The following is a 13577-nucleotide window of genomic DNA, read 5'->3' as shown; positions in this document are numbered from 1 at the left end:
AGGGAGTCTCGAACCAATGCGCATCGACATGGTGCCGGTCGGCAAGTCGCCGCCCGACGATCTGAACGTCATCATCGAAGTGCCGACCGGCGGCGAGCCGGTGAAGTACGAGTTCGACAAGGCATCGGGCGCGCTGTTCGTCGATCGCATCCTGCACACGCCGATGCGCTATCCCGCAAATTACGGCTTCGTCCCGCATACGCTCAGCCCCGATGGCGATCCGCTCGACGCGCTGGTCGTGGCGCGCAGCCCGTTCATTCCCGGCTGCGTCGTGCGCGCGCGGCCGATCGCGGTGCTCAATCTGGAAGACGAGGCCGGCGGCGACGAGAAGCTGGTCTGCGTCCCCGTAGACGCCACCTTCCCTTATTATTCCAAGGTCGGCGGGCGCGACGACCTGCCCGAGATCGTGTTCGAGCAGATCGAGCATTTCTTCACGCACTACAAGGATCTCGAGAAGAAGAAGTGGGTGCGAATCGGCACTTGGGGCGATCGCGAAGAAGCGCGCCGCATCACGATGGAAGCGATCGAGCGTTACGAGGCAGAAAAGGCCAAGGGCGGCGAGCCGATGAACCACGACGTACCCGGGCGCGACGACTGATCGGCGCCTTGGCGCGCGGTCGAGGATCGCAAGCCCGTCATGCGCGTTCAGGCAGCCGGGCTTGGTATTGATCGAGGTTAACGATGGCGATGCGGTTGGTCGGCGGTCTGGTGGCGGCACTTTCGATGGCGGCATGTTCGGCCGCGCCACCGCCCGACGAACCCGGCAACGTATCGCTGCGTAACCTCGTCGAGACCGACAAGGCCGCCGAAGCGCGTGCGGGCTATCGGCTGCAGGGCGATCTGATGCCGACGCCGTCGGACACGCAGTCGCGCTATTATCTGTTGCGCAACCGCACCACGCCGCTCGGCACCGTGGTTGCGATCATCCGGCAGGAGCGCGGCGATCGCATCGCCTATGCGCGTGCCGAGCTCGATTGCGAGGACCGGCTGTTCCACGTGCTCGGCGTAGGGTCGACGCGCGGTGAGGCCGAGGCTGACATCGCCTATGACGGTCCGTTGCGCCCAACCACGGGCCTGCCGCTGCGCGAAGAGATGGGTCGTTTCGTCTGTCAGGCGGCGGGCAAGCCCTTCGGCAACGCAGCCTAGGGTCGCACGTCAGGCAAGCGGTGCGGCGGCGGCGGGCTTCGGCCGTGCCGCCCATGCGCTCGCGACGACGATCAGCGCGGCGCCGGCGAGCGTCCAGCCCGATACGCGCTCGCCGAACACGAGCCAGCCCAGCAGCGCCGCCCAGACGAACGAGCTGTATTCGGTAGGCGCGAGATAGCTCGCCTCGCCGCGCGCATAGGCCCAGGCAAGCAGGAAAAGCGAGGCGACGCCAAGGATCGCGGCGGCGATCAGCGCCGGCCACTGGCCTTGCGGCCAAAGCGCCAGCCACGGCGCGGCGCACGCGAACAGTGCGGCCACGACGAGCGACTGGAAGAACGCCACCTCGCGCGCATCGGCAAGCAGCGATTGCTGGCGCATCAGCACGATGTTCCACGCATAGCACAGCGCCGAGGCAAGGATCGCCAGCGCGCCGCGAAACGCATCGGGGCCGAGCTCGGCTTGCCACTGGCCCGCCAGGATCACCCCCACGCCCGCGAGCGCGAGCAGCGAGGCATGGATCGTCCGGCGCGCAACACGCTCGCCGAGCAGCCATGCGGCCAGAAACAGCGACAGGATCGGCGCGATGAAGGCAAGCGCGATCGCCTGCGCCATCGGCACGCGCGCGAGGCCCCAGAAAAACAGCAGCGCCATCACCGCACCCACGCAGCCGCGCACTAGATGCAGGCGCAGCGCCGCCCTGCCGGGCCAGCACATCGTCCCCGTGACCCACGCCGCGGCGCCGATCGCGACGCCGGCAAGGTTGCGCCAGAACAGCGTGTTGTACACGCCGATCGCGATGACCAGCGCCTTCATCAATGCGTCCATCGCCGAGAAAACGGCGATGCCGACAAGCGCGACGGCGAACGCGATCAGCGGGCTTGCGGAGCGATGCGACATGCGCGGCGCGTGGCGGCGATCGGCGGCATTTGTCCACCGATTTCGCGGTGGCTAGACCCGGTCGTCGCCCTGATAGCGGATTTGCAGATAGCGTCCGCGCGTTGCCAGCAGGTCGAGGTCGCCCTGCGCGAGCTGCGCGGTCATGCCGGCGATTTCCTCGTCGATCAGCCTGAGCCCGTCGACCAGCTGCTGGTCGGGCGTAGCGCCGTTGCGCTCGGTGCGGCGCAGCGGCTCGGGCACGCGCGTATAGCCTTTCACCAGTTCGGGAAGCTGCTCGCCCACCAGCTTGCGCACTTCGGCGGCGGCCGGCTCGCGCTCGTCGAGCGTGGCGAGCTGTGGGGCCAGCGTATCGAGCCGCACGCCGATCGAGTCGACGAGCGTCTGCGCCGGCGCGGGCAGCGCGCGGCGCTGGCTCTCGAGCCACGCCTCGGTCTGCGATGGCAGCGCGCGCAGCGGCGTTTCGGCAAGCTGCTCGGCAACGACGGTGCGCGAGGCGGGTGCCATTGCGAGGAACAGCGTGGCGGCGATCAGCAGCGCCATGACGAGGAACGCGCCGCCCACGCCGAGCGGCACGAACGCGCTCACCACCAGCGCGCCGACGACGATCGCGGCATCGACGACGGCGATACGCCCGACACGCCGCGCGACCTCGGCCTCGCGCTTGCGACGGCTGCGCCCGGCGGGCGCGGCAGTGCGGCTGCGCGCGCGCTCGAGCGCGTCGGCGGCGCGTTCGATCTGGCGATCGACGTCGGTCACACCGCCTCCAGCTTGTAGGCGTCGCTGCCGCCCGACTGGTTCTGCGACGCACCCTCGGCACGCGCGATATAGCCGCGCGATTTCTCCACTTCATTGGTCAGCACGCCGACGGTCTGCTTCATGCTGTCGAGCGCCTTCAGCTTGAACGCGTCGATCGTGTCCATCGTATCGTAGATGTTCTGAAAGGCGCGTTGCAGCGTCTCGACGGGAATGGTCGAGGCGGCGGCCTGTTCGTGGATCGTCGCGGTCTGGCTCTTGAGCAATTTGCCCGTCGAATCGATGATGTTGGCAGTCGTCGTGTTGAGCGCGGTGATCTGGTCGAGCACGAGGCGCTGGTTGGTGAGCGCCTGCGCCACGGTGACGGCGGTGCGCAGTGCCGAGACGGTGGTGGTCGATGCGCGATCGACGCCTTTCACCAGCTCGACATTGTTCTTCTTGACCAGATCGAGCGCCAGATAGCCCTGCACCGTCACCGCCATCTGCGTGAGCAGGTCCTGCGTGCGCTGGCGCGTGTAGAACAAGGCCGTCTCGCGCAGTGCCTTGGCCTTGGCGGGATCGCTGTGATCGAGATCGGCGGCGCGCGCTTCCAGCTTCTCGTCCATCAGCCGCGAGAGGTGGATCATCTGCTCGAGCCGGCCCATCGCGGTCCAAAGATTGGCGCGCTCGGTGTCGATGGCGGCGTTGTCCATCAGCAGCTCGTCCTTGCCCGACTGGAGCCGCTTGAGGATCGCCGCGATGTGGCTTTGCGCCGATTTGTAGCCGTCGAAATAATTGCGCATCTTGTTGCCGAAAGGCAGGATGCCGAACAGCTTCTTGGGTTCGAGCAGATTGCCCTGCTTGCCCGGATCGAGATCCTCGATCGTGCGGCGCAGCTCGGCCAGATCGGTGCCGACGCCGGCCTCCTGGTCCATCGCGCGCACCGGCCGGTCGAGAAAGCGGTTCGACTGGCCGGCGGCATCGCGGATCTCGCGATTGCCCATCGCCGAAATTGCATCGACGCGCTTGCCGAACTCGGGCGAGTTCACGTCCTGCGCCAGCAGATCGTCGATGAAGCCGTCGACGCGCGCTTCCAGCTCCGATTTCTTGGCATCGTCCACCGGTACCAGCCCCGCAGCCTTGGTCGGCGCGACGACAGGCACCGGATCGGGCGGCGTGAGCACCAGGCCGGGTTCGGCAGTCGCAGTCGTCGTATCGGTCGCCATTCATCCCTCCAGAACCGGCATCGATGAAGATGGCCGGGAACGCGCGAGCGTTCAAGTGTATCGTTGATATAATACACACCAGCACTCTGCCGACGAGCAGGCTTTCCACAAGGGGTGTCGTTCGCATAGGGCGCTGCGATGCATATCGATGACGATCCGCTCGGCCCGCTCGATCCCGATTTCGCCGAGCGCTTCCGCCGCGACGAGGGCCGGCCGCCCTGCCAGCTCTATCTGGTATCGCCGCTCGACGTGGGCGGCGATTTTCCCGATCGCCTGCGCCGCGCGCTGGGCGCGGGGCCGGTCGCGGCGTTCCAGCTGCGCGTGAAGGACATCGACCAGCATCGCGCCGCCGCGCTGGGCGAGCCGCTGCGCCGTATCTGCGCCGATCACGACGTCGCGTTCCTCGTCAATGATTCGATCAGCCTCGCCAAGCGGCTTGGGGCCGACGGCGTGCATCTGGGGCAGGAAGACGGCGACCCGCGCGAGGCACGCGCCGTGCTCGGCCCGCAGGCGCAGATCGGCGTGACCTGTCACGACAGTCGCCATCTGGCGATGGAGGCGGGGGAGGCTGGCGCCGATTATGTCGCGTTCGGCAGCTTCTTTCCCACCACGACGAAGAAGGTCAGCCATCATCCCGAGCCGGTGATCCTCTCCTGGTGGTCGACGATGTTCGAGATTCCCTGCGTGGCGATCGGCGGCATCACGCCCGCCAATGCGCGGGCGCTTGCCGATGCGGGTGCCGATTTCGTCGCGGTGTCGCACGCCGTCTGGGGCGGCGACGAGGCCGCCGCCGTCACCGCCTTCGCCGATGCGCTTGCCTGAGCCGTCATCGTTCCCGTCACGCAACGGAAACAACCGGCTGGTCCGGCGTTGTTTTTCGGTAGTTCGCGTAACCGGGGAAGCTTTGATGCGCTATCGAACGATTTTGGGGCTGGCGGGGCTCGCCACCGTCGCGGCGGCGGGGGCGATGTTCGCCGAAGCGCCATCTGCCACGGCGCAGACACCTGCCGCCTCGCCCGCGCCGGCGCCCGCATCGTCGAAGATGCTGACGCTGCCCGGCGGCATGGACCCCGCGGTGCTGCACGCGCAGGTCATTCTCGACAAGCTCGGCTTCGGCCCCGGCCTGCTCGACGGCCGCGATAGCCCAAGCTTCGCTCGCGCGCTGCGTGGTTTCCAGACCAGCCGCGGCCTTGGCGTGACGGGCGATCTCGACGCGCCGACGCTGCGCGCGCTCTATCCCTATCGCGCGTGGCGGCCGATCAAGATGATCGCGTTGACCGAGGGCATGTTGCGCGGTCCGTTCCTCAATCCCACGCCCGAGGACTATGCCGATCAGGCGAAGCTGCCGGGCGTGCCCTATCGCTCGCCGCTCGAGAAGCTGGCCGAGATGTTCCACACCAGCCCGCAGGTGCTCGTGACGCTCAACAGCCGCGAGACGCCGCTGCGCGTGGGGCAGGAGGTCGTGTTCCCCAACGCACTGCCCACCGAGCGCAACTATGCGATCGACGATGCGACATGGCGTAGCACCGTGGCTTATCTCAACGTCGGGTCGAACCAGCCCGTCGCCGATCGTGTCGTCGTCGACGAGTCGGAAGGTGCGCTCAAGGTCTACGACGCCGAAGACCGGCTGGTCGCGCAGTTCGGCGCGACGATGGGGTCGAGCCAGTTTCCGCTGCCGATCGGCGAATGGACGATCAAGGGTACCGCGTTCAATCCCGACTGGTCGTACGATCCCGATCTTATCGCCGGTTCGGCGCCCGACGCCGAGGAGGCCGTGGTGCCGCCGGGGCCGAACAATCCTGTCGGCGTCGTCTGGCTCGATCTGTCGAAGGAGCATTACGGTATCCACGGCACGCCCGAGCCGCAGAATATCGGCAAGACCGAGAGCAACGGCTGCATTCGCCTGACCAACTGGGATGCCGCGCGGCTCGCGCTGATGGTCAAGCCCGGCACGCGGGCGATCTTCCAGCGATGATCGCATGACGCGGCTGGGGTGGGGCATCCTGCTGCTGATCGTGGTGGCGGGGCTGCTGTTCGCCTCGATGCTGCGCTTCGGCGGGGAAGGAAGCACCATCACCCCACCAATCCGCGCTGCGCACGACACCGTGCCCGAGCCGTCGATACCCGATAGAATAGCGCCACCGCCGCCCGGCCGCGTCGCCTGGGGTCGCGGTCTGCTCGCGGTGCCCGTGGCGGGCGTCTCGCGAGCGGACATTGCGTCGTCATGGGGCGATCCGCGCGGCGAGGGGCGGGTGCATCGCGGTGCCGACATCATGGCGCCGGCGGGTACGTCGGTGCTGGCGGCAGCCGAGGGCGTGGTCGAGAAGCGCTATTTCAGCGAGGGCGGCGGCGGCATCGCGCTCTACATCCGCTCGCCCGACATGCGCTGGAGCTATTACTACGCGCACCTCTCGGACTACGCGCCCGGCATTGCCGAGGGTGTGCGTGTCCGCGCGGGCCAGCCGATCGGCTTCGTCGGCGCGACGGGCAATGCCTCGCCCGATGCACCGCACCTGCATTTCGGCATGCACGTCATGCAAGCCGGCGAGCGCTGGTGGCAGGGCCGTGCCGTCGATCCCACCCCGCTGCTTGCGGGGCCGGGCGCCGGACGCTAAAGGCCCGCGCTCGGCTCTTTCTTACAGGTATGGCGCATGAAGATCAGCGGCGTGGACATTCGTCCCGGCAACATCATCGAATATGAAGGCGGCATCTGGCGTGCGGTGAAAATCCAGCACACCCAGCCCGGCAAGGGCGGCGCCTATATGCAGGTCGAGATGAAGAACCTGATCGACGGGCGCAAGACCAATGTCCGCTTCCGCTCGGCCGAGACGGTCGAGCGCGTGCGGCTCGATACCAAGGATTTCCAGTATCTGTTCGCCGAGGGCGACACGCTGACCTTCATGGACAAGGACAATTACGAACAGATCACGCTCGACAAGGGTGTGCTGGGCGATGCGGCCGACTTCCTGCAGGACGGCATGGACGTGGTGATGGAACTGCACGACGAGAAGCCCATCTCGGTGCAGCTGCCCGACACGATCGAGGCCGAGATCGTCGAGGCCGACGCCGTGGTGAAGGGGCAGACCGCCTCGTCGAGCTACAAGCCCGCGATCCTCGAGAACGGCGTGCGCGTGATGGTGCCGCCGCATATCGGCGCGGGCACGCGCATCGTCGTCGATGTGTACGAGCGCACTTACGTGAAGCGCGCGGACTGAAACGGCTCTCCCCGGCATGGCCGGGGGGAGGGAGAATGACATGGTTTCGCATTCGGGCCTCATCACCGTCATGGAGCGCGCCGCGCGCAAGGCGGCGCCGCGGCTGCGGCGTGACTTCAACGAGGTCCAGCACCTTCAGGTCAGCCGCAAGGGGCCGGCCGATTTCGTCTCGATGGCCGATCAGCGCGCCGAGCGCACGCTGTTCGACGAGCTAAAGAAGGCGCGCCCCGACTGGGGTTTCGTGATGGAGGAAGCCGGGGTCATCGAAGGTGATCCCGACAAGCCGCGCTGGATCGTCGATCCCCTGGACGGCACCTCGAACTTCCTGCACGGCATCCCGCATTTCGCTATCTCGATCGCGGTCGACGATCCGCGCGGCGGCATCACTCACGGCCTCATCTACCAGCCGCTCACCGACGAGAGCTTCTGGGCCGAGAAGGGCCGCGGCGCGTGGCTGACGAGCGAACGGCTGCGCGTATCGGCGCGGCGCGATCTCAACGAGGCGCTGATTGCCACCGGCATCCCGTTCCTCGGCCACGGCAATTTCGCCGAATGGACGCGCATCTTCGGCGCGGTTGCGCCCGAAGTAGCGGGCATCCGCCGGATGGGATCGGCCGCACTCGACCTCGCCTGGGTCGCGGCGGGGCGCTATGACGGCTTCTGGGAAAGCGGCCTCAACGCGTGGGACGTCGCGGCGGGGTGGTTGATCGTCAAGGAAGCCGGCGGCTTCGTGACTGATTATCGCGGCGCCGACAACGCGATCGAGCGCAAGCAGGTGCTGGCCACCAACGACGCGTTGCATACAAAGCTGCACAAGCTGGTGGCGGGCGCGCTAAGGAACGCGTGACCCGCCTTGCGCCCTGCCGGTAGTTGCGATTCATTCTCACGCCTCGCGGCCTTGCCCGCCTAGGGCCATCGGCCTAGAAGCCCGGCATCCGTCATACCGCAACCGCGAGAAGGCCCTTGGTCGACCTGTCGCAATATCTGCCGATCCTCTTGTTCCTGGGCGTGGCGCTGATCCTTTCGTCGGCGTTCGTGTTCCTGCCGATGGTCGCGTCGCGCTTCACCGGCGCGCACAAGCCCTCGGCCGAGAAGCTCACCGAATATGAATGCGGCTTCCCCGCGTTCGAGGACAGCCGTAGGCAAGTGGACGTGCGCTTCTATCTGGTGGCGATCCTGTTCATCATCTTCGATCTCGAAGCAGCGTTCCTATATCCCTGGGCGGTGAGCGTGTTCGATCTAGGCTGGGTGGCCTGGATCTCGATGATGATCTTCATCGCCGAACTGGCGCTCGGCCTTGTCTATGCGTGGAAGAAGGGAGCGCTCGATTGGGAGTAGAATATAATCCGGCGTCGGGCCTGTCGCGCAACGCCGTGGCGCTTGCCGATGGCGGCACCGCGGTGACGCCACCCGATCAGGGCTTCTTCAACGATCTGAACGGCGAACTCGACGACAAGGGCTTCCTCGTCACTTCGACCGAGGACCTGTTCCAGTGGGCACGCACCGGCAGCCTGTGGTGGATGACGTTCGGCCTCGCCTGCTGCGCGGTCGAGATGATCCACGTCAACATGCCGCGCTACGACATGGAGCGTTTCGGCGCCGCGCCGCGCGCGTCCCCGCGCCAGTCCGACGTGATGATCGTCGCTGGCACGCTGTGCAACAAGATGGCCCCGGCGCTCCGCCGCGTCTACGACCAGATGAGCGAGCCCAAATACGTCATCTCGATGGGCAGCTGCGCCAATGGCGGCGGCTATTATCACTATAGCTACTCGGTAGTGCGCGGCTGCGATCGCATCGTGCCCGTCGACATCTATGTGCCCGGTTGCCCGCCCACAGCCGAGGCTTTGCTCTATGGCGTGATGCAGTTGCAGCGGAAGATTCGCCGCAGCGGGACGATCGAAAGGTGAGGGCGCCCGCTCCCCGCTATGCCGTGAACGACGGCGTGATCGACGCGGCGACGGCGGCGCTCGGCGCTTCGTTGCTCGATGCGCAGGACAAGGTTGGCGAGGTTACGCTCACCGTCACGCGCGACGGGCTGATCGATGCGATGCTGGCACTCAAGGACACGCCCGGCCTCGAATATCAGCAGCTGATGGAGATCGCCGGCGTTGACTATCCGGCGCGGCCCGAGCGGTTCGACGTGTGCTATCACCTGCTCAGCCTGACGCGGAACAACCGGCTGCGCGTGCGCGTGACCACCGACGAGGATACGCCCGTCCCGTCGGTCACGGCGATCTGGCCGGTGGCCGGCTGGCTCGAGCGCGAAGTGTACGACATGTATGGCGTGCTGTTCGACGGCAATGCCGACCTCCGCCGCATCCTCACCGACTACGGCTTTCGCGGCCATCCGCAGCGCAAGGACTTCCCGCTCACGGGCTTTGTCGAGCTGCGCTATTCGGAAGAGGCCAAGCGCGTGGTCTATGAGCCCGTGCAGCTCGCGCAGGATTTCCGCAGCTTCGATTTCATGAGCCCGTGGGAAGGCGCGCAATATGTGCTGCCGGGCGACGAGAAGGCGCCCGCGCCGCCGCCGCAGCCGCAGGCCAAGGGCGCACCCTCGCCGATCACCGCCGCGGACGCCGCCAAGGCGCCGACGCCGCCGAGCGAGGATGTCGAGCCCGAAGGCGACGAACCCAAGACCACCGAATCCCCCGCGCAGACGGGCGCCGGCAAGGCCGATCCGGGCAACCGCCCGGCCGACAAGCCGGTCGATCCCGATGTGCCCTCGCCCGATGCAGGGGAAGGGAAGAAGCAGTAATGGCCGAGTATCTGGACGAACTGGCCGACCGCACCGATGCCGCCGATCCGGCGCAGGGCGATGTCGAGATACAGAACTACACGATCAATTTCGGGCCGCAGCATCCCGCCGCGCACGGTGTGCTGCGGCTGGTGATGGAGCTCGACGGCGAGATCATCGAACGCATCGATCCGCATGTCGGGCTGCTGCATCGCGGCACCGAAAAGTTGATCGAATACAAGACCTACACACAGGCGCTCCCTTATATGGACCGCCTCGACTATTGCTCACCGCTCTGCATGGAGCACAGCTTCGTGCTCGCGGTCGAGAAGCTGCTTGACCTCGAAGTGCCGCTGCGCGCGCAATATCTGCGCGTTTTCTTTGCCGAGCTGACGCGCATCTGCAATCACATGCTCAATCTCGGCAGCCATGTGATGGACGTGGGCGCGATGACGCCCAATCTGTGGATGTTCGAGATCCGCGAGGATTGCCTGGGCTTCTTCGAGCGCATGTCGGGCGCGCGGATGCACCACAACTACCTGCGTCCCGGCGGCGTGCATCAGGACGTGCCGCTCAAGCTTCTGACCGACATCGCCGACTGGCTCGATACGCGGCTGCCGCAGCTGTTCGGCGACGCGATCAGCCTCGTCGCCGAGAACCGCATCTTCAAGCAGCGCAACGTCGATATCGCGGTGGTGAGCCGCGAGGACGCGATCCGCTGGGGCTTTTCGGGCCCAATGATCCGCGCGGCGGGCATCCCGTGGGACCTGCGCAAGAGCCAGCCCTACGACGCCTATGACCGCGTCCAGTTCGACGTGCCGGTAGGCACCAAGGGCGATTGCTACGACCGGTTCATGGTCCGCGTCGAGGAAGTCTGGCAGTCGGCACGCATCATGAAGCAGTGCCTGGCCGACATGCCCGAAGGGCCGATCGCCAGCCTCGATCGCAAGGTGGTGCCGCCCAAGCGCGGCGAGATGAAGCGCTCGATGGAAGCGCTGATCCACCATTTCAAGCTCTACACCGAGGGCTTCCACGTGCCCGCCGGCGAAGTCTATGTCGCGACCGAAAGCCCCAAGGGCGAGTTCGGCATCTATCTGGTGAGCGACGGCAGCAACAAGCCCTATCGCTGCAAGATCAGGCCTACCGCGTTCAGCCATTTGCAGGCGATGGACTTCATGAGCCGCGGGCACATGCTCGCCGACACCACCGCCATTCTGGGCGCGATGGATATCGTGTTCGGGGAGTGTGACCGCTGATGGCCGACGCTGCACCCATTCCCGACGAAGCCGAGACGCGCGCACGGTGGGGCGCGTTCGCCTGGACCGAGGCGAACGAGGCCAAGGCGCGCGAGATCATCGCGCGCTATCCCGCGGGTCGCCAGCAATCCGCGACGCTGCCGCTGCTCGATCTCGCGCAGCGCCAGGTCGGCGCCGACACGCAGACGCAGGGGTGGCTCCCTGTGCCCGTCATCGAATATGTCGCCGCCTATCTCGACATGCCGTATATCCGCGTGTTCGAGGTCGCGACCTTCTACACCATGTACAATCTGGCACCCGTCGGGCGTTATCATGTGCAGGTCTGCGGCACGACGCCGTGCATGCTGCGCGGTAGCGACGATGTGCTGGCGGCATGCAAGAACCAGGGGCTGGCCAAGGGGCGCACCACGCCCGACGGGCTGTTCACGCTCACCGAGGTCGAGTGCATGGGTAACTGTGCCAATGCGCCGATGGTGCAGATCAACGACGACAATTTCGAGGATCTCGACTACGACCGCACCGTCGCGCTGCTCGAGGCGCTGGCGCGAGGTGAGGCGCCCAAGGCGGGCCCGCAGAACGGCCGGCACACCTCGGAGCCCGAAGGCGGCCCGACGACGCTGCGCGAGATGGTCGACGCCAATCACGACTATCGCGGCGAGTGGCAGGCGTGAAGGGTATCGGATCGCTGATCCTCGCCGTCGTCGTCGGCGTGCTGCTGCTCTGGCTGGCGCTCGAACTGTTGATCGGCGCCATCAAGCTGCTGGGCGTGCTGATCGCGGTCGGTATTGCGGTTGCCGTGTATTTCTTCGCCGAAAAGGCGATCGGGAAGGGTCGATAGGATGCTTGCGGACAAGGACCGCATCTTCACCAACGTCTATGGCTATCAGCCGTGGAACCTCGACGCGGCGATGCGTCGGGGTGATTGGGACGCGACGAAGAAGCTGATGGAAATCGGCCAGGATGCGATCATCGATCGCGTCAAGGCATCGGGGCTGCGCGGGCGTGGCGGGGCGGGCTTTCCCACCGGCGTCAAATGGGGCTTCATGCCCAAGGAACCCAAGCCCGAGCGGCCCAATTTCCTGGTCATCAACGCCGATGAATCCGAGCCGGGCTCGTGCAAGGACCGCGAGATCATTCGCCACGATCCGCACAAGCTGATCGAAGGCGCGCTGATCGCCGGCTTCGCGATGCGGGCGCGCGCGGCCTATATCTACATCCGCGGCGAATATATCCGCGAGGCCGAGACTTTGTTCGCCGCGATCGCCGAGGCCTATGCCAAGGGGCTGATCGGCAAGAACGCCTGCGGATCGGGCTATGATTTCGACGTGTTCGCGCATCGCGGTGCCGGCGCCTATATCTGTGGCGAAGAGACGGCGATGCTCGAAAGCCTCGAGGGCAAGAAGGGCCAACCGCGTCTGAAGCCGCCTTTCCCGGCAGGTGCGGGCCTCTACGGCTGCCCGACGACGGTGAACAACGTCGAATCGATCGCCGTCGTGCCCACCATCCTGCGGCGCTCGCCCGAATGGTTCTCGAGCTTCGGGCGCGAGAACAACAAGGGTACCAAGCTCTTCCAGATTTCGGGCCATGTTGAAAAGCCGTGCGTGGTCGAGGAGGCGATGAGCATCCCGTTCCGCGAGCTGATCGAGAAGCATTGCGGCGGCATTCGCGGCGGCTGGGACAATCTGCTCGCCGTCATCCCCGGCGGTTCGTCGGTGCCGCTGGTGCCGGCCAGCCAGATCATCGACGCGCCGATGGATTTCGATGGCCTCAAGGAAGTCGGCTCGGGTCTCGGCACCGCGGCCGTTATCGTCATGGACAAGTCGACCGACATCGTCCGCGCGATCAGCCGCATCAGCTATTTTTACAAGCATGAGAGCTGCGGCCAGTGCACGCCGTGCCGCGAAGGCACCGGCTGGATGTGGCGCGTGATGGAGCGGATGCGCACCGGCGACGCCGACATCTCGGAGATCGACACGCTGCATCAGGTAACCAAGCAGGTCGAAGGCCACACCATCTGCGCACTTGGCGACGCCGCCGCGTGGCCGATCCAGGGCCTGATCCGCCACTTCCGCCCCGAAATGGAGCGGCGCATCCGCGAGAAGCAGGGCGGCGGTGTGGCGCCAATGCAGGAGGCTGCGGAGTGAACGACGATCGCGCCGACCTGATGCTTGAAATCCTGAAGACCATCCAGAACGATCTGGGTGCGGTGAAGCGCGAGCAGATTTCGCAAGGGATCAGGCTGGCTGCGATCGAGGATCACCAGCGCGGGATCATGACCTCGCTTTACGGAATGCAGGCGGACATCAGCGACCTGAAGACGCGGGTGGATCGCATCGAACGTCGGCTCGGCCTGACGGACACGGAACACTGA

18 protein-coding genes are annotated in these 13577 nt (G+C 66.2%); 15 read left to right on the top strand and 3 right to left on the bottom strand.

All coding sequences use genetic code 11. The features are described 5' to 3' along the window. Window positions 1-16 precede the first annotated feature (16 nt). Complete coding sequence (gene ppa / locus FBR43_RS08810) at window positions 17-598, top strand: inorganic diphosphatase (protein ID WP_136942802.1); 582 nt, start codon at window positions 17-19, stop codon at window positions 596-598. Between the two features lie 83 nt (window positions 599-681). Continuing rightward, the gene (locus tag FBR43_RS08805; RefSeq protein ID WP_136942801.1) at window positions 682-1146 is read left to right on the top strand and encodes a hypothetical protein; all 465 of its coding nucleotides are present in this window, start codon (window positions 682-684) and stop codon (window positions 1144-1146) included. 9 nt (window positions 1147-1155) lie between these two features. Here the strand turns inward: FBR43_RS08805 and FBR43_RS08800 are convergent, their stop codons facing one another. Genes FBR43_RS08800 through FBR43_RS08790 form a run of 3 tightly spaced genes read right to left on the bottom strand, consistent with a single transcriptional unit; the run spans window position 1156 to window position 4001 of the window. Beyond that, window positions 1156-2043, bottom strand: a complete 888-nt coding sequence (locus tag FBR43_RS08800) for a DMT family transporter (protein ID WP_136942800.1) — start codon at window positions 2041-2043, stop codon at window positions 1156-1158. Between the two features lie 51 nt (window positions 2044-2094). Beyond that, window positions 2095-2799: an HAD family hydrolase gene (locus tag FBR43_RS08795; protein ID WP_136942799.1), complete on the bottom strand. Its 705-nt coding sequence runs from the start codon at window positions 2797-2799 to the stop codon at window positions 2095-2097. Continuing rightward, window positions 2796-4001 carry a toxic anion resistance protein gene (locus FBR43_RS08790; RefSeq protein ID WP_136942798.1) on the bottom strand — a complete coding sequence of 402 codons (1206 nt, stop codon included), beginning with the start codon at window positions 3999-4001 and terminating at the stop codon, window positions 2796-2798. Before FBR43_RS08790 ends, FBR43_RS08795 begins: the two co-directional genes overlap by 4 nt. Before the next feature lie 138 nt (window positions 4002-4139). On the opposite strand from FBR43_RS08790, the gene thiE reads away from it, so the two are divergent. The 13 genes from thiE (at window position 4140) to FBR43_RS08730 (ending at window position 13577) form a co-directional block, all read left to right on the top strand. Continuing rightward, window positions 4140-4823 (top strand): thiamine phosphate synthase, encoded by a 684-nt coding sequence (thiE, locus tag FBR43_RS08785; protein WP_136942797.1) that lies wholly within the window; start codon window positions 4140-4142, stop codon window positions 4821-4823. A gap of 85 nt (window positions 4824-4908) precedes the next feature. Continuing rightward, complete coding sequence (locus FBR43_RS08780) at window positions 4909-5976, top strand: L,D-transpeptidase family protein (protein WP_136942796.1); 1068 nt, start codon at window positions 4909-4911, stop codon at window positions 5974-5976. Between the two features lie 4 nt (window positions 5977-5980). Beyond that, on the top strand, window positions 5981-6616 hold the full coding sequence (locus FBR43_RS08775; protein ID WP_136942795.1) for a M23 family metallopeptidase: 636 nt from the start codon (window positions 5981-5983) through the stop codon (window positions 6614-6616). Window positions 6617-6652: 36 nt separating this feature from the next. Then, window positions 6653-7216: an elongation factor P gene (efp, locus tag FBR43_RS08770; protein WP_136942794.1), complete on the top strand. Its 564-nt coding sequence runs from the start codon at window positions 6653-6655 to the stop codon at window positions 7214-7216. Window positions 7217-7256: 40 nt separating this feature from the next. Further along, window positions 7257-8063, top strand: coding sequence for an inositol monophosphatase family protein (locus FBR43_RS08765; protein WP_136942793.1), 807 nt, complete (start codon window positions 7257-7259; stop codon window positions 8061-8063). 116 nt (window positions 8064-8179) lie between these two features. After that, on the top strand, window positions 8180-8554 hold the full coding sequence (gene ndhC / locus FBR43_RS08760) for an NADH-quinone oxidoreductase subunit A (RefSeq protein WP_136942792.1): 375 nt from the start codon (window positions 8180-8182) through the stop codon (window positions 8552-8554). Beyond that, window positions 8545-9123: a NuoB/complex I 20 kDa subunit family protein gene (locus tag FBR43_RS08755; RefSeq protein ID WP_394344020.1), complete on the top strand. Its 579-nt coding sequence runs from the start codon at window positions 8545-8547 to the stop codon at window positions 9121-9123. Before ndhC ends, FBR43_RS08755 begins: the two co-directional genes overlap by 10 nt. Continuing rightward, entirely contained in the window at window positions 9120-9971 is an 852-nt protein-coding gene (locus FBR43_RS08750; protein ID WP_136942791.1) for an NADH-quinone oxidoreductase subunit C, read from the top strand. Before FBR43_RS08755 ends, FBR43_RS08750 begins: the two co-directional genes overlap by 4 nt. Continuing rightward, on the top strand, window positions 9971-11206 hold the full coding sequence (locus FBR43_RS08745; RefSeq protein WP_136942790.1) for an NADH-quinone oxidoreductase subunit D: 1236 nt from the start codon (window positions 9971-9973) through the stop codon (window positions 11204-11206). The genes FBR43_RS08750 and FBR43_RS08745 overlap by 1 nt, the downstream gene beginning before the upstream one ends. Further along, a complete protein-coding gene (locus tag FBR43_RS08740; protein ID WP_136942789.1) occupies window positions 11206-11877 on the top strand; it encodes a complex I 24 kDa subunit family protein in 672 nt (223 codons plus the stop codon). The genes FBR43_RS08745 and FBR43_RS08740 overlap by 1 nt, the downstream gene beginning before the upstream one ends. Then, window positions 11874-12044 carry a hypothetical protein gene (locus FBR43_RS16160; protein ID WP_169542463.1) on the top strand — a complete coding sequence of 57 codons (171 nt, stop codon included), beginning with the start codon at window positions 11874-11876 and terminating at the stop codon, window positions 12042-12044. The genes FBR43_RS08740 and FBR43_RS16160 overlap by 4 nt, the downstream gene beginning before the upstream one ends. A gap of 1 nt (window position 12045) precedes the next feature. Further along, window positions 12046-13350 (top strand): NADH-quinone oxidoreductase subunit NuoF, encoded by a 1305-nt coding sequence (gene nuoF / locus FBR43_RS08735; RefSeq protein WP_136942788.1) that lies wholly within the window; start codon window positions 12046-12048, stop codon window positions 13348-13350. Next, a complete protein-coding gene (locus tag FBR43_RS08730) occupies window positions 13347-13577 on the top strand; it encodes a hypothetical protein (protein ID WP_136942787.1) in 231 nt (76 codons plus the stop codon). The genes nuoF and FBR43_RS08730 overlap by 4 nt, the downstream gene beginning before the upstream one ends.

The sequence above is a fragment of the Sphingomonas baiyangensis genome, from assembly GCF_005144715.1.
GTDB classification, from domain to species: domain Bacteria; phylum Pseudomonadota; class Alphaproteobacteria; order Sphingomonadales; family Sphingomonadaceae; genus Sphingomonas; species Sphingomonas baiyangensis.
The sequence above is the reverse complement of the archived record's forward strand: the minus strand, read 5'-3'. Positions and strand labels throughout refer to the sequence as shown.

Excerpts from the sequence above, each read along its gene's own strand:
- FBR43_RS08765 (WP_136942793.1), top strand. The coding sequence starts at position 7,257 with ATGGTTTCGCATTCGGGCCTCATCACCGTCATGGAGCGCGCCGCGCGC.
- FBR43_RS08775 (WP_136942795.1), top strand. The coding sequence starts at position 5,981 with ATGACGCGGCTGGGGTGGGGCATCCTGCTGCTGATCGTGGTGGCGGGG.
- FBR43_RS08805 (WP_136942801.1), top strand. The coding sequence starts at position 682 with ATGGCGATGCGGTTGGTCGGCGGTCTGGTGGCGGCACTTTCGATGGCG.
- thiE (WP_136942797.1), top strand. The coding sequence starts at position 4,140 with ATGCATATCGATGACGATCCGCTCGGCCCGCTCGATCCCGATTTCGCC.
- FBR43_RS08745 (WP_136942790.1), top strand. The coding sequence starts at position 9,971 with ATGGCCGAGTATCTGGACGAACTGGCCGACCGCACCGATGCCGCCGAT.
- FBR43_RS08740 (WP_136942789.1), top strand. The coding sequence starts at position 11,206 with ATGGCCGACGCTGCACCCATTCCCGACGAAGCCGAGACGCGCGCACGG.
- nuoF (WP_136942788.1), top strand. The coding sequence starts at position 12,046 with ATGCTTGCGGACAAGGACCGCATCTTCACCAACGTCTATGGCTATCAG.
- ppa (WP_136942802.1), top strand. The coding sequence starts at position 17 with ATGCGCATCGACATGGTGCCGGTCGGCAAGTCGCCGCCCGACGATCTG.
- FBR43_RS08780 (WP_136942796.1), top strand. The coding sequence starts at position 4,909 with ATGCGCTATCGAACGATTTTGGGGCTGGCGGGGCTCGCCACCGTCGCG.
- FBR43_RS08790 (WP_136942798.1), bottom strand. The coding sequence starts at position 4,001 with ATGGCGACCGATACGACGACTGCGACTGCCGAACCCGGCCTGGTGCTC.
- FBR43_RS08800 (WP_136942800.1), bottom strand. The coding sequence starts at position 2,043 with ATGTCGCATCGCTCCGCAAGCCCGCTGATCGCGTTCGCCGTCGCGCTT.
- efp (WP_136942794.1), top strand. The coding sequence starts at position 6,653 with ATGAAGATCAGCGGCGTGGACATTCGTCCCGGCAACATCATCGAATAT.